A 19,239-nucleotide genomic window follows, 5' to 3' on the forward strand; every position below is an offset into this window, starting at 1 on the left:
ACCTGAGCAGGTCGAAGGTGCAGAGGCGCGCCAGTGGTTCATCGCGCACGAAGATGAACGCCAGCCTCGCGATGGTGGTCTGCTTCGTTGGCTTCCAGGGAATCGTGCCGCAGTCGTGGGAGGCCGCGTCCGCCGTCGGGCCGGACGACTCCCGCATGACGCTCTCCGCACTCATCGGCGACGACTCCCTGTCACCCACCGGCACGGTGGGCGAATCGCTGCTCACGCCGTTCGGAGCCGGCGACACGCTGGATCCCGTCACCTTCGCCCCCGAACCGGACGCCGTACCCGCCACGGCAGGAGCAGACGCGTCCGAGGCACTCTCGGTCCAGGCCGTAAAGCACCCGGCTGCCGGGAGTCTGTTCGCTCCGCTCGACGAGCTCACGCCCACGTCGTCCTTCGGCTTCCGGACCAGCCCGATCAGCGGCCAGCCCGGCGAGTTCCACACCGGCCAGGACTACTCGGCGCCCTGCGGCACTCCCGTCTTCGCGGCTGACGCGGGTACGGTCCGAGCCGTCGGCTGGCACCCGTGGGGTGGCGGTAACCGGGTCGAGGTCGATCACGGCAACGGCCTCATCACCACCTACAACCACCTCCAGGGCATCTCCGTGCTTGAAGGCGACACCGTCAACGGCGGTGATCCCATCGCCGAGCTCGGTACCACCGGATCCTCCACGGGCTGCCACCTGCACTTCGAGACCATCCTCGACGGCGAGCACGTCGACCCCCTGCGCTGGAGCTTCGTTCCCACCTCGCACGGCGAGCGCACGGGTGAGGTGAAGGACTACACCCCCGGCGACGTCGGTGCGTCCGACATCCCCGCCTGGGCCCAGTCCTCCACCCGGTCCGACCAGCAGCCGCCGGTCCTGGAGAGCGACATCCTGCCGGTCGCGTCAGGGCAGGATCTCGGCTCCGCACTGGTTGACGGGCTTGTGCCGGAAGCCGCGGCCGAGCCGCCGACGTCCGTCCCACCTGTCGCGAAGCCCGGGTCACCCGTCACATCGAAGCCGGCCCGACCTGCTGATTCGAAGCCGACCGCGTCTGCGACGCCGAAGCCGACCGCGTCTGCGACGCCGAGGCCGACCGCGTCTGCGACGCCGAGGCCGACCGCGTCTGCGACGCCGARGCCGACCGCGTCTGCGACGCCGAAGCCGACCGCGTCTGCGACGCCGAAGCCGACCGCGTCTGCGACGCCGAAGCCGACCGCGTCTGCGACGCCGWGCGCCGRCGCCGAGCCCGACCGCTACGCCGGTGCCTGCCCCGACGGAGCCGGTGACCCCGGCCCCGACGGAGCCGCCCGTCGTCGACCCGACCGAGCCGCCCTGCGCCACGGATCCCGTCGACGCCGAGCAGCGGACGGCAGATGCTCCGGCGGAACCCGTCGCCGCCGCACCGACCGCTGGTGCTTCGCCCGCCACGAATCCCGCCGGAACCGATCCCGGGGTGGAGCCGGCCAGCGAGGATCCCTGCGCCGATCCGGAGGCTCCCGTCGAGGGTGCTCCGGCCGATGACCCGGCGGCGAGGAAGCCGGGCGCACCTGCGGAGGAACCGGACGAGGGATCCACCACCGAGGGCTGATCCGGGGATGCAACGTTGATGCAACCATCGGGCTCCTACGCTGTGCAGCAGGGACGACGACGTCCTGCACACACGGAGTTCAAGGAGTTGGACAATGACTGTTTACGCCCAGCCTGGCCAGGATGGATCGAAGGTCAGTTTCAAGCCGCGCTACGAGAACTGGATCGGCGGTGAGTGGGCACCACCGATCAAGGGCCAGTACTTCGAGAACATCTCGCCCGTGACGGGCAAGGCCTTCTGCGAGGTGGCCCGCGGTACCTCCGAGGACATCGACCTCGCCCTCGATGCCGCCCACAAGGCAGCTCCCGCGTGGGGCAAGACCTCCGTCGCCGAGCGTGCGTCCGTCCTCAACCGCATCGCGGACCGGATGGAGGAGAACCTCGAGATGCTCGCGGTGGCCGAGACCTGGGACAACGGGAAGCCCGTCCGTGAGACTCTCGCGGCTGACATGCCGCTGGCCGTCGACCACTTCCGGTACTTCGCCAGCGCCATCCGCGCGCAGGAGGGCCACCTGTCCCAGCTCGACGAGGACATGACGGCCTACCACTACCACGAGCCGCTCGGTGTCGTCGGGCAGATCATCCCGTGGAACTTCCCCATCCTGATGGCCACCTGGAAGTTGGCGCCGGCCATCGCCGCAGGCAACGCCGTCGTCCTGAAGCCTGCCGAGCAGACGCCGACGTCGATCCTGGTCCTCATGGAGCTGATCAGCGACATCCTGCCGGCAGGCGTGGTGAACGTGGTCAACGGATTCGGGGTCGAGGCCGGCAAGCCGCTCGCCTCCAGCAAGCGCATCCGCAAGATCGCCTTCACGGGGGAGACGACCACGGGCCGCCTCATCAGCCAGTACGCGAGTCAGAACCTCATCCCGGTGACGCTGGAACTCGGAGGCAAGAGCCCCAACATCTTCTTCTCCGACGTCGCGGACAGCAATGACTCCTTCTACGACAAGGCCCTCGAGGGCTTCGCCCTGTTCGCGCTCAACCAGGGCGAGGTGTGCACCTGCCCGTCGCGCGCCCTCGTGCAGGGCTCCATCTACGACTCCTTCATGAGTGACGCGATCGCCCGTGTGGAGAAGATGGTGCAGGGCAACCCGCTGGACACGGACACGCAGGTGGGCGCCCAGGCCTCGAACGACCAGCTGGAGAAGATCCTCTCCTACATGGACATCGGCACGCAGGAGGGCGCGAAGGTCCTGATCGGCGGCGAGCGCAACATGCTCGACGGCGACCTCGCCGAGGGCTACTACGTGAAGCCCACCGTGTTCGAGGGGACGAACAACATGCGGGTGTTCCAGGAGGAGATCTTCGGGCCGGTCGTCTCGGTCACGCGGTTCAACGACTATGCCGAGGCGATGGAGATCGCCAACGACACCCTCTACGGGCTCGGCGCGGGTGTCTGGTCGAGGAACGGGAACGTGGCCTACCGGGCGGGCCGCGAGATCCAGGCTGGCCGGGTGTGGGTGAACAACTACCACGCGTATCCGGCGGGAGCCGCGTTCGGTGGGTACAAGTCCTCGGGCATCGGCCGCGAGAACCACGCCATGATGCTCGACCACTACCAGCAGACCAAGAACCTCCTGGTCAGCTACTCGGAATCCAAGCTCGGGTTCTTCTAGGAGGAGACGCCATGACCGTCGAGGCATCAGTGACCATCCCGGGTGACACCGTTTCCCGGGTGGCCCTGACGGACAGCGCCGTCGAGCTGCTGGACAAGCTCTGGCTCATCCACGGGCCGCTCATGTTCCACCAGTCTGGCGGGTGCTGCGACGGCTCGTCACCGATGTGCTACCCGGCAGGGGAGTTCATCACCGCGGAGGCCGACGTGCTCCTGGGGGTGCTGGACATCTCCGCGGGCCCGGCCGGCAGGGATGCCGCATCGGCCGAGGGCGACGGCGGGTCCCGCCTCATCGAGTTCTGGATGTCGCGGGAGCAGTTCGAGTACTGGCGCCACACCCACCTGACCGTCGACGTGGTGCCGGGTCGGGGCAGCGGGTTCTCGGTCGAGGCGCCGGAGGGAAAGAGGTTCCTCATCCGGTCCCGGCTGATGCAGTAGGGGACGGAGACAGGAGGACCCGGAGGGCCGAACCCTCCGGGTCCTCCTGCCGTCATGGCTCAGTCCGTGGGGTGGGCGTGCCCCTCGTGGCCCGGGTCCACGGCGAGCACGATCCCGAGGAGGTCCGTGAGTGCGTGGCCGAGCTTCGGGTCCACGAGCTCGTAGCGGGACCGACGGCCCTCGGGGACCGAGACGACCAACCCGCACCCCCGCAGGCACGAGAGGTGGTTGGAGAGACTCTGCCTGCTGACGCCGAGGGCGTCCGCGAGGTCGCTCGGGTACGCGGGGGAGTCCCGTAGTACCACCAGGATGCGGACGCGGGTTGGGTCCGAGAGGGCCGTGCCCACGCGTTCGAGCACGGACGTGGAGGTCAGGGTCAGCAGCATCAGTGGGACAGCTCCGTCTCGTGGGGGACATGCCCGGCGGGTTCGATCTGGAAGGTGCAGTGGTCGATGCCGACCTCGAAGTGCCGGCCCACGCATTCCTGCAGCTGGTCCAGCACCGCGTGGGCGGATCCGTCCCGGTAGCAGGCGTCGTCGACCACGATGTGCGCGGTCAGGACGGGCAGGCCGGTCGCGATCTGCGTGATGTGGAGATCGTGCACATCGCGGACCTGCGGCAGGCGGGCGATGTGGTCCCGCACCTCCGCCAGGTCGATCCCCGCCGGCGTCGATTCGAGCAGGACGTCGATGGTCTCGCGCAGGAGTCGGACCGTCCGGGGGATGATCAGCGCCCCGATGAGCATCGCGACCACGGCGTCGGCCCTCATCCAGCCGGTCAGGGTGATGACCACCGCCGCGACGATCACCGCGACGGACCCGAGGGCGTCGTTGAGGACCTCGAGGAAGGCTGCGCGCAGGTTGAAGTTCGCCGCACGGTGCCGGGAGAGGATCCCGAGGGCGGCGAGATTCCCCGCGAGCCCGACGACGCCGAACACGATCATCTGCGGTGCGGCGACGTCCTCCGGTGTGATGAGGCGCCGGACCCCTTCGACGAGGACATAGGCACCCACGGCGAGCAGGAAGGCCGCCTGCAGCAGGGCTGCGATCACCTCGGCGCGCCGGAAGCCCCAAGAACGCTGCGGGGTCGCGGGGCGCAGGGCCAGCGACGCCGCGCCGAGAGCCATCGCGAGGCCGGCGGCATCCGTCAGGACATGGACGGAGTCGAAGAGCAGCGCGAGGCTCCCGGTCCAGAGAGCGCCCGCGACCTGCAGGACGAAGACGGCGAGGGTGATACCGAGGGCGCCGGCCAGCGGGCCGCGGGGTGCCCTGGCCGGAGCGTGGTGGTGATGGGAGCCCATCCCCCGATAGTACAGCGACAGCTGAATCGCGGCGACCGATTGCGTGCGCTGGTACGGTGAGGGTCCGCGGCCGCCGGCCGGGTGGCTCGTCCACCCACAGCGAGGTGCCGATCATGGCAGGAGAACTCGATGGTTCCCGACGACGGCCCGGACGGACGTGGCGACGGCTGGACCCTGCCGCAGGACGACGTCGCCGGCAGGCTGAGCGAACTCGCACGTTCCCTCCAGCGGGAGGACTCCGAGGACGCCGTTCTCGAACGCCTGGTCCCCGGTTCCATCGACCTGGTCCCCGGGGCCGACGAAGCCTCGATCACCCTCGTCACCGGGCGGCGGCGCGTCGAGTCGCGGGCGCCGTCGGGCCGGCTCGCACAGGTCCTCGACGAACTGCAGGAGCGCACCGGGGAAGGTCCCTGCCTCAGCGCCGTCTACGACGAGCAGACGGTCAGGGTGCCGGATCTCCGGGACGAGGACCGCTGGCCCGAGTTCTCGGCGGAAGCCGCCCGGGCCGGCGCCGGGAGCATGCTCTCCTTCCAGCTCTTCGTGGAAGGGGACAACCTCGGCGCCCTCAACCTCGTCGGGCGGGCGCCGAACGCCTTCACCGAGGAGTCCGAGTACGTGGGGCTGCTCGTCGCGGCGCACGCTGCCGTCGCCTTCGCCGATGCCCAGAAACTGCACCAGTTCAAGGACGCCATCGCCACGCGTGACCTGATCGGCCAGGCGAAGGGCATCCTGATGGAGCGGTACGCCATCACCGCCGGGCAGGCGTTCATCATGCTGGTCCAGGTCTCGGCGGACACCAACGTCAAACTGCTCGCGGTGGCCGACGAACTCGCCCGCTCGGGGCGCCTGCCCCTCACGCGGGGCGGCCAGGGCTGAGGCGGACGATCGCCGCGCAGGACCCTCTCAGCGGTCGACGCCGGACATGTCCTCGTAGCGGTCGCCGACAGGCGCTGCGACGTCGTCGAGCGCGGCGAGGTGATCCGCCGTCAGGGCGAGGGCGTCGGCCGCGACGTTCTCCTCGAGGTAGTGCACCTGCTTGGTCCCGGGGATGGGGGCGATGTCGTCCCCCTGCGCGAGCAGCCAGGCGAGCGCCACCTGACCGGGCGTCGCGTCGATCTGGCGTGCGACCTCGTCCACCTGCTCCACGATGCGGATGTTGGCCTGCAGGTTCTCCCCGGCGAACCGGGGGTTGTTGCGCCGGAAGTCCTCGGCGTCGAGCTGGTCCACCGATCGGATGGTGCCGGTCAGGAATCCCCGACCCAGCGGCGAGTAGGGGACGAACCCGATGCCGAGTTCCCGCACGAGGGGCAGGATCTCGCGTTCCGGATCGCGGCTCCACAGCGAGTACTCGGTCTGCAGCGCGGTCACCCTGTGCACGGCGTTCGCCCGCCTGATCGTGTCCGGCGCGGCCTCCGAGAGTCCGATGTGCCGGATCTTGCCCTCGTGCACGAGATCGGCGAGGGCCCCCATGGTGTCCTCGACGGGGACCGAGGGGTCCATCCGGTGCTGGTAGTAGAGGTCGATGTAGTCCGTCTCCAGCCGCCGCAGCGAGCCCTCGACCGAGAGGCGCACGTTCTCCGGGCTGCCGTCGAGGCCCCGCGCGTCGTCGACGGTGTGCCGGATGGTCCCGAACTTCGTCGCGATGACGATCCCGTCACGCCTGCCACGGAACGCCCGGCCCAGCAGTTCCTCGTTCGCGTAGGGGCCGTACATCTCGGCGGTGTCGAAGAAGGTGACGCCGAGGTCCAGCGCGCGGTGCAGCGTCGTCGTCGCCCCGGCGTCGTCCATGCCGCTGCCGGTGTAGAACGCGGACATGCCCATGCAGCCGAGTCCGAGCCGGGAGACGCCGAGGCCGGCGCCGAGGGTGATGGTCTTCATGGGATTCGCCTTCATTGATGGGGAGGAGGGGAGGTGTCAGCACTCCGGGCCAGAGTACGCCTGGCGGCCCGACCATGGGCCGGGAGTTCCCCCGCCGAGCCCTGATTGCACGGTGTGCAATTATTCGCCTACGCTGGGACTGTGCTGAGAACGACGGATGATGCGGAGCCCATGGGCCGCCGCGAGCGGAACAAGATCGACACCCGGCGTGCCATCGCGGACGCCGCCTTCGACCTGGCTCGCTCCGTGGGCCCGGGTGCCTTCACCGCGGACCAGATCGCCGAACGCGCCGGTGTCTCCCGCCGTACCTTCTTCAACTACTTCCACAGCGCCGAGGATGCCCTCACCGTGCGCATGGACGGTTTCCTCGAACTGGCCCTCGGTGTCTTCGGGAGCATGCCGGCCGGCGAGCCCCTCTTCGAATCCATCATCCGGGCCTTCAGCGAGACCACGCGGATGGAGGGGCTGTCCCAGCACGGTGAGCTCTTCCGCATGGCCGACACCAATCCGGAACTCCTGCGGGCGCAGCTCCACTCCTGGGAACGTGCGGAGGTGCTGATCGCGGAAGCGCTCCGCCGCAGGCTCGGGTCCGTCACCGGCGACCTGTACCTGACCGCGCTCGTCGGATCGGTGCTCTCCTGCACCAAGGCGGCCGTGCGTGACTGGGCTGCCACCACCGCGGAGGATGCGGAGGACTCCGGCGAACAGCTCGAGGCCCGCATCCTCGCCGCGCTCTCCATGCTCCGCGACGGGTTCTCCGAACCCGTCGCCTCCGGTGCCCCGTCCACCGCTCGGGACACGCACGCTTCGCCCGGTCAGCCCGTCTGACCCTCCACCCGTCCGCATCACCGCTTCTTCCCCTGAGGACCCCCATGGCATTCCTGCTCTATCGGCTCGGCTCCTTCGCGTTCCGTCGGCGGTGGTGGGTCATCTCCGCGTGGCTCGCCATCATGCTCGCCGTGGGTGGCGCCGCCGTGGCGTTCTCGGGCACCCTGACGAACAACTTCACCATCCCCGGCACGGAGTCGCAGCGGATCTCCGACAGGCTCAGGGAGGAGCTGCCCGAGGCGGTGGGCGGCACCGGCACCGTGGTCTTCACGACCGACGACGGTGCACCCTTCTCCGCAGAACAGCGTGAGGGCGTGCAGTCGGCCCTCGCGGACACCGCCGACCTCGACGGTATCCGCGGCGTCGTCGATCCGTTCGATGTCGCCGACCAGGTGGCGGCCGGTGCCGAGGAGCTCGAGGCGGGACGCACCGAGCTCGAGGCGAGCGAGGAGCAGCTGACCGCAGGCGAGCAGCAGCTCGCGCAGGGCCAGGCGGACCTCGACGCACAGCGTGACCAGTTCGAGAAGGCCCGCGCGCAGCTGCCACGGCAGCAGGTGACCGCCACCGAGCAGCAGCTCACCCAGGGCCAGGACCAGCTGGATGCGAGCCGCACGGAACTCGAGGCGGGCCGCGAGCAGCTCGAGTCCGGCCGCACGGAACTCGATCTGGCGCAGCGGCAGCTCGACGCGTCTTCGGGCGTCGGCCTCCTCTCGGAGGACGGGTCCACGGGTGTCGCGAGCGTGCAGTTCGAGCAGCAGATCAACGGGGTCTCGCCGGAACTGCGGGAGGCCGTGCAGGCGGCAGCGGCGGAGGCGGAGGCGTCCGGTGTCACCGTCGACTACAGCAAGGAGATCGTCGAGGACGTCTCCGGGATCGTCGGCGCCACCGAGGCCGTGGGCCTGGCCGTCGCCGCCGTGGTCCTCGTCCTCATGCTCGGCACGCTCATCGCCGCCGGGCTGCCGCTGCTGATGGCGGTCATCGGCGTGGGTGTCGGCGTCGGCCTGACCTTCGCGCTGTCCGGCATCATCGAGATGAACAGCATCTCGCCCGTCCTCGCGCTCATGCTCGGGCTGGCGGTCGGTATCGACTACTCGCTGTTCATCGTCAACCGGCACAGGACGCAGCTCCTGCACGGCATGGAGCTGCAGGAGTCCATCGCCCGGGCCACGGGTACGGCGGGCAATGCCGTCCTCTTCGCCGGGATCACCGTGATCGTCGCGCTCGCCGCGCTCGCCGTCCCCGGTCTGCCCTTCCTGACCGTGATGGGCCTGTCCGCAGCCGGGACGGTCGCCGTGTCGGTCCTGGTGGCCCTCACCCTGACCCCGGCCCTGCTCGCCCTGATGGGGCGTCGTGTCGTGTCCAAGCGCCGTTGGGCCAAGGCCCGCGGACACAAGCACTCGGCGGCCACGCCGGTCGCGGCCGACGGCGGCACCTCCCTCGCCGACGAGCGTGCCGCCAGGGGCGCCGGCTGGGGCGGGCTGGTCACCCGGAAGCCGGTCCTGACGGTTCTCGCCGGCGTCCTGCTGCTCGGCGTCATCGCCATCCCCGCCGCCCAGTTGCGGGTCGGTCTGCCCGACGGCGGAACGGAACCCGCCGATTCCACGGCGTTCCAGGCCTACAGCACCATCGGCGAGAAGTTCGGCGCCGGCACCAACGGCCCGCTGATCGTCGTCGGCTCGCTACCCGAGACCGCCACCGAGGCGGAGCAGACGGCACTGCGCCTGGACGTCAACGACCTCCTGCTCGACGTGCCCGACGTCGCCGCCTCCGTCCCCGCGACGGTCAGCGAGGACGGCCGCACGGCGATCTTCCAGGTGATCCCGGAGGAGGGCCCCGCCAGCGAGACCACGGAGAACCTCGTCCGCGATCTCCGCGCCGAGACCAACCGTTTCGAGGAGGAGACGGGGGTCGCCATCGCCGTCACGGGGCAGACGGCGGCGAACATCGACGTCTCCGCGAAGCTCATGGAGGCGCTGCCGGTGTACCTCGGGATCGTCGTGGGTCTCTCGCTGATCCTGCTGCTGCTCGTCTTCCGCTCCATCCTCGTCCCGATCATCGCCACAGCGGGCTTCCTGCTCTCACTGCTCGCGAGCTTCGGGGCCACCGTGGCGATCTACCAGTGGGGCTGGCTCGGCGGCTTCTTCGGCGTCACGAACCCCGGGCCCATCCTCAGCTTCCTGCCCATCATCCTGATCGGCGTGCTCTTCGGTCTCGCGATGGACTACCAGATGTTCCTCGTGTCCGGCATGCGCGAGGCGTTCGTCCACGGCGACGATCCGAAGGCCGCAGTCCGCATCGGGTTCAGCCACGGCGCCCGCGTGGTCACCGCGGCGGCGATCATCATGGTGTCGGTGTTCGCCGGCTTCGTCTTCTCCCACCTGGCCATGGTCCGGCCGATCGGCTTCGGGCTGGCCTTCGGCGTGCTGCTGGACGCCTTCGTGGTCCGGATGACGCTGGTGCCGGCCGCCATGTACCTGCTCGGCAAGCACGCCTGGTGGCTTCCCGCCTGGCTGCAGCGCATCCTGCCCGACGTCGACGTGGAGGGCGCCAAGCTGCTCGGCGAAGAGCCGGAGCGGGCGAAGGAGTCCGTACCGGCGTGAGTCACGCGCACCTGCTGCCCGCGTCAGCGCAGCAGGTGCGCGAGGGCGAGGTGGTCGTTGCCCGTCGCCCGTCCGACCTCCTGTGCCCGCGCCAGCGGCACGAAGAAGCAGCGGAACAGCAGACCGGTGTCCGAGCCGGGGTCCGCCGCGTTTCCGGTGACGCGGTGCTCCCAGGACGATCGCCGCTCCGCCGTCTCCACCGCGAAGAAGACGGTGATCTGGTCCGGGACCGGCGGGGCGGGTGGTGTCGCGCAGACGCCGAGGGCCAGCAGGGGGCCACGCACCGTGAGCCCCGTCTCCTCGAGGACCTCCCGGCGGGCGGCCTCGTCGAGCGTCTCCCCGGGGTCGACGCCGCCACCGGGTACCTGCGTGCCCGCCTCCGGGTGGTCCACGTGGTCGAAGACCAGGACCTCGCGTCCGGCGCCCTCGCCGCGCAGCACGTAGGCGGCGGCTCGGACCCGCGTGGGCTTCAACGGATCGGCCACCGGTGGATCCTCCCCTCGTCGTCCTGCCACGCTACCCGCTGCCCTGGGGGACATGGTCCTGGGCGTGGACAGCCGCCGGGCGTACCTGCCGCCCACGGACCGGCCCGTGGCGTGAGCGACCGGGGCGCGGTGCGCGGAGGACGGGAATCCGCTGGACCGGCGCCGGATGAAGGAATCCTCATCCGTGGTTCATCGGGGTGCCACGGGAGTACGCGACAGTAGGTGATGGCGATGAAGCGCCTGCTGTGGATGATCGTCCGCATCGGGACCGTCGCCGGCACGCCCCGACCGCACCACCATCCAGGAGTCCCGATGTCCCTCATCCCCCGCGTGCTCGCTGCAGGAGGGCTGCTCGCCGTCCCGGCACTCCTCGCCGTGGGAAGCCAGGCCCTGAGCCGACCCGCGGAGGTGCCGCCGGTGGAACCGCGCACGGTGGTGGTCGATCTCGCCCGGACCACCGGGGCAGGTTCCGGGGTGGACGACGGCGCCGCCGTGACGCCGCCCGCGTCCGAACCACCTGCGGCCGCGCCGTCAGGACCGTCCACGCCTCCGCCGGCCCCGGCTCCGGACTCGTCCGCCGCACCTCAGCCGAGCCCGGCACCGGTCCCCCCGGTGCCAACACCGGTGCCCGCCCCCGTCGCTCCGCCGCAGCAGGAGACTCCCGGCCTGGTGGAACGGCAGGTGCTGGGCGACGACGACGGCGACGACGGAGCCGGCGACGGCGATGACGGCACGGAGGACGGGCTCGCCCCTGGGGAGATCGACGACGACGCAGCCACGACCGGGGAGGACTGATGGCCTCCCCGCCGGGTGGTCCCGGGTCTGCGGCCGCCCCGGTAAGGGACCCGTCCCCGGCCGGGCGGGTCGCCAAACCCCTCGGTGGGTCTCCGGTGTCCGCGCGGTGGCGGATCGTCGGATGGATCGTCCTCACCACGGCCCTGGCGCTGATCGCGCTGCTCGTCACCGTCCGGTCACTGCTGATCGCGGGCGTGGACAGGGATGCGAACGACGACGTGGTGCAGGAGATCCAGGAGTTCACCACCTTCGCCGGTGAGGCCGTGGATCCCCTGACCGCGCAGCCGTACATGTCCGTCAGCGAGCTGCTCGAGCGGTATCTCTCGCGTCAGAACGCGTCGGCCGGGGAGGTCATCCTCGGCGTCACCGGTGACGAGGTGCTGTACCTCGGATCGTCCGGACGCGGCAACAACGAGGCCTACCGGCTGTCCGCCGACACGGACCTACTGCAGGACCTCCGTGAGGATCCCTCGGCCTCCGGTGTCCGGGAGACGGCTGCCGGCCCCATGCGCTGGGGGAAGGTGGAGGTCGAGGCCGGTACCGAGGACGGGACGCTCATCACCGCCGCCTTCACCCGCGGCGGGTACGCACAGGTCCAGGAGACCGTCACCGTGATCTTCTTCGTCGCGCTCGGTGGACTGCTGTTCACCGCGGGGATCGCCTGGCTGGTCGCCGGCCAGATCCTGCGGCCGATCAGGGACGTGCGGCGCGTGGCCACCGAGATCACCGAATCCGATCTCACGGCGCGCGTGCCGGTGCAGGGCCGGGACGATGTCGCAGCCCTCGCCTCCACCTTCAACGACATGCTGGACCGGCTCGAGCACGCCTACGTGACGCAGCGGAACTTCATCGACGACGCCAGCCACGAGCTACGGACGCCGATCACCGTGATCCGCGGCCACCTCGAGCTCATCGACGATGATCCCCGGAGCCGTGCCGCCACCCTGGCGCTCGTCGACGGCGAGCTGTCCCGGATGGCGCGGATCGTGTCCGACCTCCTGCTGCTGGTGAAGGCCGAACGGCCCGACTTCGTCCAGAGGGCACCGGTGGACGTCGCCGTCCTGATGCTGGACCTCGAGGCGAAGATGCAGGCCCTCGGTGACCGGCGCTGGCTGCTCATGGAGGTCGCGGAGGGTACTGTCGCGCTCGACAGCCAACGGATCACCCAGGCAGTGCTCCAACTCGGGGCGAACGCCGTGCAGTACACCCCCGGGGATTCCGACGTCAGGATCGGTTCCGCCTATGAGGGCACCGGCCCTGACCGCCGGCTGCGGATCTGGGTCGCGGATGCCGGGCCTGGGGTCACCGAGGAGGAAGCTGCCGCGATCTTCGAACGCTTCGAGCACGGCTCTGCCAACTCCCTGCCTGCTGACAGACGCAGCGCCGGCCAGCGTGGGGGCGCCGGTCTCGGTCTCGCGATCGTCCGGGCGATCGCCGACGGCCACGACGGCTCAGCCTGGGTGCGCAGCGAACCCGGCAACGGCGCGACGTTCGGGCTGCTGCTTCCCGCACCGGAGAACACGACGGACCGGCCCGCGGTGGAACCGCCGTCCGGTGCGCCCGGCCCACCCGGGGTCCGGGCGGCCGGCGACGGCGCGCCGGGGCACCACGAGTCGACGCCCGTCACCGCTTCGCTCCCCGCCATCGGGAGCACGACACCGCAAGGAGCACCATGAGCCGCATCCTGGTCGCCGAGGACGATCCTCACGTCGCATCCTTCGTGCAGAAGGGACTGCAGGCGGCCGGCTACTCGACCGAGCACGCCGCCGACGGCGAGACCGCGCTCTTCCTGGCACGGGCGTCCGGCTTCGACCTCATCATCCTCGACATCGGCCTGCCACTGCTGGACGGGTTCGAGGTCCTCGCCCAGATCAGGGGTGAGGGGGTGTCGACACCGGTGATCGTCCTGACCGCCAGGGACAGTGCGCTGGACACGGTGGCCGGGCTGGAGGGCGGCGCGAACGACTACGTCACGAAACCGTTCCACGTCGCCGAGCTCATCGCCCGGATCCGGCTGCGCCTCGTCGACCACGCTCCCGCGACCGGTGGTGCCGTGATCGAGCACGGCGGGCTGTCCCTCGACCTCCACTCCCGGCGCGTGCGGATCGGCGACGAGATCGTCGAACTGACAGCGCGCGAATTCGCGATCCTCGAGGTCTTCCTGCGCCATCCGGACCGCGTCATCTCCCGCGAACAGCTGCTCAACCACGTCTGGGGCTACAACTTCGACCCCGGATCGAACGTGGTCGATGTCTACGTCCGGGCCCTCCGCGGCAAGATCGGTGCCGCGCGGATCGAGACGATCAGGGGAGCGGGGTACCGGCTGCCATGAGCATGATCGAACACGTCACCACGCCCCCGCCACGAGGATCGGGGACCTCCGGAGCTGCACCGTCGTCCACCACGACCGGTGGCTCCGTCCGCCGGACCGTCGTCCGGGCGGTGGCGGCCCTGGCCGGCCTCCTGATCGCAGCAGGCGTCATCCTGGCCGCCCAGCAACCCGGGACGGGACTCTCCCCGCAGGGGGCCGTCACGCTGATGGTCTTCATCCTCGCCGTGTGGTTCTGGATCTTCACCGCCATCGATGACACCTATATCGCACTGGGAGCGGCGACCGTCCTGGTCCTCACGGGCACGATGGACACCGCCTCGCTCTTCTCGACCCTGGGTGAGGAGACGATCTGGCTGCTCCTGGCCGCCTTCGTGATCGCGGCAGGGGTACGAGCCTCCGGCCTCGCCAACCGGGGCGCGGCCTTCATCATCGCGGGAGCGACCACGCCACGGCAGCTCGCCCACCTGGCCACCCTCGCCCTCGTGGTCACCACCTTCGCGGTCCCGTCGACCTCCGGCCGCGCCGCGCTGGCGCTGCCGGTCTTCCTCGCCCTGCGGCACGCCCTGGGGGAGCGGGAGGCCCTGATCAAGGCTCTGGCGATCCTCTTCCCCTCGGTGATCCTGCTCTCGGCCGTCGGATCGTTCCTCGGGGCCGGAGCGCACCTGATCACGAGCCAGATCCTCGAGACGGCCACGGGGGAGAGCTTCGACTTCGCCACCTGGCTCCTGCTCGGCCTCCCGCTGGCGCTGGTCGCCTCGCACGTCTGCGCCGAGATCGTGCTGCGCATGTTCACCTCGGCTGCTGATCGCACCGAGCGACTGGGCATCAGTGCCCGGGACCTCGAGCGGCACTCCGCCACTCCCGTCACCGGGCCCCTGACCGTCGCCGAGTCCCGGGCCGCCCTCCTGCTCGGGGCCGTCGTCGTGCTGTGGTGCACCGAGCCCCTGCACGGGCTGGACCCGGCCCTCGTGGCACTGATCGGGGCCCTGATCGCGGCCTCGCCGAGCTACGGCTCCGTGGAACTGGCCAAGGGACTCAAGTCCGTGCCCTGGTCACTCCTGCTCTTCATGGCCGCGACCCTCGCCCTCGGCAACGCCCTGGTGTCCACCGGTGCCGCCGAGTGGCTGGCCGGCGGGGTGCTGGAGCCGATCCGGTCCCTGGGAGCGGCTGCGGCACCCCTCTTCGTGGTCCTCGTGGTGCTGCTGTCCACCTTCGCCCACCTGGTCATCCAGAGCAGGTCCGCGCGCTCGGCCGTCCTGATCCCGATCGTGATCGCCCTGTCTCCGGCCGTGGGCGTGGACCCGATGGCCGCGGCCTTCGCCTCCACCGCCGCAGCCGGGTTCTGCCACACCCTCACGAGCTCGGCCAAGCCGGTGGCCATGTTCGCCGCCGTGGACGACGTCGAGACCTATGCGGCCAGGGATCTGCTCCGCCTGTCCTCGCTCCTGGCACCCGTCAACGTGGCCCTCGTGCTGCTCTTCAGCTTCCTCGTCTGGCCGCTCCTGGGCCTCCCGCTCTTCCCCTGACCACCCGCACCACAGATCCTGCATCGTCGATCCCGACCGCCACATCCCGAGGAGAACCACCATGTCAGTTCCCCAGCGCGTACTCATCGCCCCGAGCGGCTTCAAGGAATCCCTCAGCGCCGAGACGGTGGCCCGCTCCATCGCCGCCGGCGTCCGGCGCGTCCTCCCCGGCGTGCAGATCACGGCGGTGCCGATCGCCGACGGCGGTGAGGGCACCGCGGCCACCCTCGCCGCGGCAACGGGTGGCGTGCTGGTACCGGTGAACGTCACCGGTCCGGTGGGCGAACCGGTGGAGTCCCACTTCGCGAGGCTCGGCGGCAGTGCCGCGGGGACGGCCGTGGTGGAGATGGCGGCCGCTGCCGGGCTCCGACTCGTCCCCCGTACGCTGCGTGATCCGGGCGCCACCACCACCTACGGGGTGGGTGAGCTGATCCGCGCAGCGCTGGACGAGGGTCTCCGCACGATCATCATCGGGTGCGGCGATTCCGGGACGAGCGACGGCGGCGCCGGTGCCCTGCAGGCCCTCGGCGCCCGCGTCCTCGACAGCAAGGGCCGGGTCCTCCCCGCCGGCGGCTCCGCGCTCATCGACGCCGACCGGCTGGACCTCTCCGACCTGCACCCCGCCGTGCAGGAGGCCACCCTGATCGTGGCCTGCAACCAGCACAACGTCCTCTGCGGCAAGAAGGGCGTGGCACGGGTCTTCGGGCCGCAGAAGGGAGCCTCCCCGCAGCAGGTGGAGGACCTCGCCAAGGCCATGCGGCAGTGGGCCCGGGTGCTCGGGCGGGACGGCCTGGCCACCGGCGTCGACTACCGCTCGGGTCCGGGCACGGGAGCCTCGGGGGGCCTCGGTGCCGGACTCGCCGCCCTCGGAGCGAAGCTGGTGCCGCGCTTCGAAGCTCTCATCGACAGCGGCCTCGCTGGGCTGGATCTCGAGACGTTGATGCGCGGCACCGACCTCGTGATCACCGCTGAAGGCGCGATCGACTTCCAGACCCCCAACGGCAAGGTGCCGGCCGTGATCGCCCGCCGCGCACAGCTCGCAGGAGTCCCCGTCCTGGCCCTCGCCGGGTCGCTGGGCAAGGGAGCACCGGACGTGCATGACATCGGCATCGACGCCATCGCCTCCATCATGACCATCCCCATGAACCTCGAGGACGCCGTGGCCAACGGCGAGCAGCTCCTCATCGAGGCGACGGAACGCACCATGCGGCTGCTCCTCCTGGGTGCGGCGGTGTCCTCGTCCATCGACGCTCGACGCCTCGTCCGCCCGTCCGCCTGACACCGACCGGGGGTCTCCTGCCGGCCCGCGGTGGGTGCGCTACCCCTGGCTCCGGCCCTGGCCCTGGCGCGGGCTGCACCCGGCCCGGTGGTGGTCCGTCACCACTCGGCCGACGCCGGCACGAGGACCCCGTGCGCCGCCGGGAACTGATCGGACGGACCGTCCAGGAGCCTGACCGGCAGTCCTGCGAGATGCCCGCCGGACAACCAGACCCGGGCGTCACCGGTCCGGGCGAAGTACCGGGTGTGGCTCCTCGACTGCGCGATGAAGGCGGCCAGCACCCTGTCCACGGGATCGCTCCCCGTGAGGGCGATCGGTCCTGCGTGGTGGTAGGCGACGAGCATCTGGCGCGCGTCCGGCGTGATGTGCCGGACCAGGTCCAGGTGGATGAGCAAGGGACGGGACCGCCAGCGCGGCGCATGCGTGATCGTGTTGGCGAGCACGTCGAGTTCCGGAGGCCCGATCACGATGCCCGGACGCCAGAGCACCTCGGCGATCCCGGCGTCCTGGGTGATCGTGAAGTCCTTCTCGATGGTGTCTCCTTCATCAGGGCGCCGGCCGGCAGGCGTGATCAACTGAAGTCTTCCACCGTCCTGCCCGGCGCGCTACATCGGGGACGGCGACCGCGTGGTGCGCCAGGCCTCGATCTCGCCGAGCAGCAGGTCGCGTCGTGCCTGGCCGAGGAAGGCGGACCGGACGGAGTTCGAGGCGAGCAGGGCCAGGTCGGCGGGGCCGAACCCGAACACCTCCTCCACCGCGGCGAGGTTGTCGTCCACGTATCCGCCGAAGTAGGCGGGGTCGTCGGAGTTGACCGAGACGTTGAGGCCCCGCTCCAGCATGCGGGGGAGGGGATGGTCGGCGAGGCCGGTGACCGCCCGGAGCCGGACGTTCGAGAGCGGGCACACGGTGAGCGGCACCCGGTCCCCGACGAGCCGCTCCACCAGCGCCTCGTCCTCGAGGCACCGGATGCCGTGGTCGATCCGGTCCACGCGGAGGACGTCGAGGGCCTCCCACACATACGACGGCGGCCCCTCCTCACCCGCGTGGGCGACGCACCGGAGGCCGGCTGTACGGGCGACGTCGTACACCTCCGCGAAGAGCGAGGGCGGGTAGCCGACCTCCGCCGAGTCGAGGCCGATCCCCACGATCGGCGCCTTCATCGCGATGAGGTCACGCAGGACCACGAGGGCCTCCGCAGCGGGCCTGTCACGCAGGAAAGCCGCGATGAGGAGGGTGCTGATGCCGAACTCGGTCTCGCTCGTGGCAAGGGCCGAGGCCACGCCGTCGACACATGTCTTCAGCGGGATCCCGCGGGCTAGGTGGGCCTGCGGGTCCATCATGATCTCCGCATGGCGCACGCCCGCTGCTGCCGCCCTGCGCAGGTAGGCGCGCGTCATGTCCGCGAAGTCCTCCTCGGTCCGCAGCACGTCCATGGTGTCGTAGTACAGGTCCAGGAAGGACTGCAGGTCGCTGAAGTCGTACCGTGCGGCCAGGTCGGCGGCGTCCGCGTAGGGGAGGGTGATGCCGTTGCGGGCGGCGAGTGTGAACACGAGGTCGGGCTCGAGGGTCCCCTCGATGTGGAGGTGCAGTTCGGCGCAGGGCGGCAGGGAGGGCATCACCCCAGCCTACGAGAGCCTGCGAGGCAGGGGGCGCCGTGCCCGTCGTGGTCCCGTGCCGGCCCTGCACGGGCAGCGGGGTCAGCGCCCGGCCGGCTGGTCCGCGTTCCAGCTCGCGAGGAACGGGAGGGTGCGGGCGGTCGGGGAGTCCGGCTGCACGGTGTAGACGATCAGTACCTGCTCGGCGGTCCGGGGAGGCAGGACGGTCTCGATGTCGAAGGACAGTTCACCGGCCACCGGGTGCAGGATGCGCTTGGGAGCCGAGGCGTAGTCCTGGACGCTGTGGTCCGCCCACCAGCGGGCGGCGTCGGGATCCCCGGCGCGGAGCTCGTCGATCAGGGCCACCAGCTGCGAGTCCTCCGGATGACGGCCGAGCTCGCCGCGCAGGGCCGCCATGGTGGTGGCGGCGAAGTGCTTCCAGTTCACGATCCGCTCTCGCGCCACGGGGTCGAAGAACATGAACCGGACCAGCGACGAGGACGGCGGCAGGTCGCGGAGGACCGCAGTGAGCAGGGTGTTCGTCGCCAGGACCTCCCCGCGGCGCCCGAGGATCAGTGCGGGCACGTGGTCGAGCGTGGTCATGAGGCGGAGCAGTCCGGCATCCGGCCGCTGCGCGTCGGGGGTGTGCGTGCGCCGCGCGGGCGTCGGGTCGGCCAGCGCGGACAGGTGCGCGCGTTCCACCTCGTCGAGCCGGAGCGCCCGCGCGAGCGCGTCCAGCACGCTGCGGGAGACGTTCGCCTGCCGGCCCTGCTCGAGCCTGCTGTAGTAGTCGGCACTCACGCCCGCGAGGACGGCCAGTTCCTCCTTGCGGAGGCCGGGGACCCGCCGGGGGCCGGGGAAGGCCTGCATGCCGGCGTCGGTCGGTGTCAGGCCGTCGCGGCGCGCGCGGAGGAAGGCGCCGAGCTGGGACCGGTCTGCAGGCATGGTCCAACCCTAGGTCGTAAGCGCTCGCCCGGCATGGTCCTGC

18 protein-coding genes are annotated in these 19,239 nt (G+C 70.7%); 11 read left to right on the forward strand and 7 right to left on the reverse strand.

The window, feature by feature from the left end; translation table 11 throughout:
* Positions 1–53 precede the first annotated feature (53 nt).
* The 3 genes from ASF21_RS05455 to ASF21_RS05465 all read left to right on the forward strand — a co-directional run bounded on the left by ASF21_RS05455 (position 54) and on the right by ASF21_RS05465 (position 3,633).
* Positions 54–1,511: a M23 family metallopeptidase gene (locus ASF21_RS05455; RefSeq protein ID WP_082471251.1), complete on the forward strand. Its 1,458-nt coding sequence runs from the start codon at positions 54–56 to the stop codon at positions 1,509–1,511.
* A gap of 161 nt (positions 1,512–1,672) precedes the next feature.
* Positions 1,673–3,196, forward strand: coding sequence for an aldehyde dehydrogenase family protein (locus tag ASF21_RS05460; protein WP_055767803.1), 1,524 nt, complete (start codon positions 1,673–1,675; stop codon positions 3,194–3,196).
* Between the two features lie 11 nt (positions 3,197–3,207).
* A complete protein-coding gene (locus ASF21_RS05465; RefSeq protein WP_055767806.1) occupies positions 3,208–3,633 on the forward strand; it encodes a DUF779 domain-containing protein in 426 nt (141 codons plus the stop codon).
* Between the two features lie 59 nt (positions 3,634–3,692).
* Here the strand turns inward: ASF21_RS05465 and ASF21_RS05470 are convergent, their stop codons facing one another.
* Positions 3,693–4,019 carry an ArsR/SmtB family transcription factor gene (locus ASF21_RS05470; RefSeq protein ID WP_414826600.1) on the reverse strand — a complete coding sequence of 109 codons (327 nt, stop codon included), beginning with the start codon at positions 4,017–4,019 and terminating at the stop codon, positions 3,693–3,695.
* Positions 4,019–4,933, reverse strand: coding sequence for a cation diffusion facilitator family transporter (locus ASF21_RS05475; RefSeq protein WP_055767809.1), 915 nt, complete (start codon positions 4,931–4,933; stop codon positions 4,019–4,021). The genes ASF21_RS05470 and ASF21_RS05475 overlap by 1 nt, the downstream gene beginning before the upstream one ends.
* Positions 4,934–5,062: 129 nt before the next feature.
* Between ASF21_RS05475 and ASF21_RS05480 the strand changes: the two genes are divergently transcribed.
* A complete protein-coding gene (locus ASF21_RS05480; RefSeq protein ID WP_055767812.1) occupies positions 5,063–5,809 on the forward strand; it encodes a GAF and ANTAR domain-containing protein in 747 nt (248 codons plus the stop codon).
* Positions 5,810–5,836: 27 nt separating this feature from the next.
* Here the strand turns inward: ASF21_RS05480 and ASF21_RS05485 are convergent, their stop codons facing one another.
* Positions 5,837–6,811 carry an aldo/keto reductase gene (locus ASF21_RS05485; protein WP_055767815.1) on the reverse strand — a complete coding sequence of 325 codons (975 nt, stop codon included), beginning with the start codon at positions 6,809–6,811 and terminating at the stop codon, positions 5,837–5,839.
* A gap of 141 nt (positions 6,812–6,952) precedes the next feature.
* Between ASF21_RS05485 and ASF21_RS05490 the strand changes: the two genes are divergently transcribed.
* Both ASF21_RS05490 and ASF21_RS05495 read left to right on the forward strand, forming a co-directional pair.
* Positions 6,953–7,639 (forward strand): TetR/AcrR family transcriptional regulator, encoded by a 687-nt coding sequence (locus tag ASF21_RS05490; RefSeq protein ID WP_157365746.1) that lies wholly within the window; start codon positions 6,953–6,955, stop codon positions 7,637–7,639.
* A gap of 44 nt (positions 7,640–7,683) precedes the next feature.
* Positions 7,684–10,239: an MMPL family transporter gene (locus tag ASF21_RS05495; protein ID WP_055767820.1), complete on the forward strand. Its 2,556-nt coding sequence runs from the start codon at positions 7,684–7,686 to the stop codon at positions 10,237–10,239.
* Positions 10,240–10,262: 23 nt separating this feature from the next.
* On the opposite strand, the gene ASF21_RS05500 is transcribed toward ASF21_RS05495, so the two are convergent.
* Complete coding sequence (locus tag ASF21_RS05500; RefSeq protein ID WP_235498660.1) at positions 10,263–10,724, reverse strand: NUDIX hydrolase; 462 nt, start codon at positions 10,722–10,724, stop codon at positions 10,263–10,265.
* A 231-nt stretch (positions 10,725–10,955) separates the two neighbouring features.
* On the opposite strand from ASF21_RS05500, the gene ASF21_RS05505 reads away from it, so the two are divergent.
* From ASF21_RS05505 to ASF21_RS05525, 5 genes are all read left to right on the forward strand, one after another.
* Positions 10,956–11,519 (forward strand): hypothetical protein, encoded by a 564-nt coding sequence (locus ASF21_RS05505; RefSeq protein ID WP_157365748.1) that lies wholly within the window; start codon positions 10,956–10,958, stop codon positions 11,517–11,519.
* Between the two features lie 95 nt (positions 11,520–11,614).
* Complete coding sequence (locus ASF21_RS05510) at positions 11,615–13,195, forward strand: ATP-binding protein (RefSeq protein ID WP_235498661.1); 1,581 nt, start codon at positions 11,615–11,617, stop codon at positions 13,193–13,195.
* Positions 13,192–13,851: a response regulator transcription factor gene (locus tag ASF21_RS05515; protein WP_055767825.1), complete on the forward strand. Its 660-nt coding sequence runs from the start codon at positions 13,192–13,194 to the stop codon at positions 13,849–13,851. The genes ASF21_RS05510 and ASF21_RS05515 overlap by 4 nt, the downstream gene beginning before the upstream one ends.
* A complete protein-coding gene (locus ASF21_RS05520; protein ID WP_082471253.1) occupies positions 13,848–15,377 on the forward strand; it encodes an SLC13 family permease in 1,530 nt (509 codons plus the stop codon). The genes ASF21_RS05515 and ASF21_RS05520 overlap by 4 nt, the downstream gene beginning before the upstream one ends.
* A 61-nt stretch (positions 15,378–15,438) precedes the next feature.
* Entirely contained in the window at positions 15,439–16,656 is a 1,218-nt protein-coding gene (locus ASF21_RS05525) for a glycerate kinase (protein ID WP_055767828.1), read from the forward strand.
* Between the two features lie 98 nt (positions 16,657–16,754).
* Here ASF21_RS05525 and ASF21_RS05530 read toward each other — a convergent pair whose 3' ends face one another.
* The 3 genes from ASF21_RS05530 to ASF21_RS05540 all read right to left on the reverse strand — a co-directional run bounded on the left by ASF21_RS05530 (position 16,755) and on the right by ASF21_RS05540 (position 19,196).
* On the reverse strand, positions 16,755–17,231 hold the full coding sequence (locus ASF21_RS05530) for a hypothetical protein (protein WP_055767830.1): 477 nt from the start codon (positions 17,229–17,231) through the stop codon (positions 16,755–16,757).
* A gap of 30 nt (positions 17,232–17,261) precedes the next feature.
* On the reverse strand, positions 17,262–18,272 hold the full coding sequence (locus ASF21_RS05535) for an adenosine deaminase (protein ID WP_055767833.1): 1,011 nt from the start codon (positions 18,270–18,272) through the stop codon (positions 17,262–17,264).
* 81 nt (positions 18,273–18,353) lie between these two features.
* Positions 18,354–19,196, reverse strand: coding sequence for a helix-turn-helix transcriptional regulator (locus ASF21_RS05540; protein ID WP_055767835.1), 843 nt, complete (start codon positions 19,194–19,196; stop codon positions 18,354–18,356).
* Positions 19,197–19,239: the final 43 nt, after the last annotated feature.

It is taken from the genome of Arthrobacter sp. Leaf234 (genome assembly GCF_001422665.1).
GTDB lineage: Bacteria > Actinomycetota > Actinomycetes > Actinomycetales > Micrococcaceae > Arthrobacter_D.

Coding starts and splice junctions, on each gene's coding strand:
- ASF21_RS05525 (WP_055767828.1), top strand. CDS start 15,439: ATGTCAGTTCCCCAGCGCGTACTCATCGCCCCGAGCGGCTTCAAGGAA.
- ASF21_RS05540 (WP_055767835.1), bottom strand. CDS start 19,196: ATGCCTGCAGACCGGTCCCAGCTCGGCGCCTTCCTCCGCGCGCGCCGC.
- ASF21_RS05495 (WP_055767820.1), top strand. CDS start 7,684: ATGGCATTCCTGCTCTATCGGCTCGGCTCCTTCGCGTTCCGTCGGCGG.
- ASF21_RS05475 (WP_055767809.1), bottom strand. CDS start 4,933: ATGGGCTCCCATCACCACCACGCTCCGGCCAGGGCACCCCGCGGCCCG.
- ASF21_RS05505 (WP_157365748.1), top strand. CDS start 10,956: ATGAAGCGCCTGCTGTGGATGATCGTCCGCATCGGGACCGTCGCCGGC.
- ASF21_RS05465 (WP_055767806.1), top strand. CDS start 3,208: ATGACCGTCGAGGCATCAGTGACCATCCCGGGTGACACCGTTTCCCGG.
- ASF21_RS05520 (WP_082471253.1), top strand. CDS start 13,848: ATGAGCATGATCGAACACGTCACCACGCCCCCGCCACGAGGATCGGGG.
- ASF21_RS05480 (WP_055767812.1), top strand. CDS start 5,063: ATGGTTCCCGACGACGGCCCGGACGGACGTGGCGACGGCTGGACCCTG.
- ASF21_RS05460 (WP_055767803.1), top strand. CDS start 1,673: ATGACTGTTTACGCCCAGCCTGGCCAGGATGGATCGAAGGTCAGTTTC.
- ASF21_RS05515 (WP_055767825.1), top strand. CDS start 13,192: ATGAGCCGCATCCTGGTCGCCGAGGACGATCCTCACGTCGCATCCTTC.
- ASF21_RS05485 (WP_055767815.1), bottom strand. CDS start 6,811: ATGAAGACCATCACCCTCGGCGCCGGCCTCGGCGTCTCCCGGCTCGGA.
- ASF21_RS05535 (WP_055767833.1), bottom strand. CDS start 18,272: ATGCCCTCCCTGCCGCCCTGCGCCGAACTGCACCTCCACATCGAGGGG.
- ASF21_RS05470 (WP_414826600.1), bottom strand. CDS start 4,019: ATGCTGCTGACCCTGACCTCCACGTCCGTGCTCGAACGCGTGGGCACG.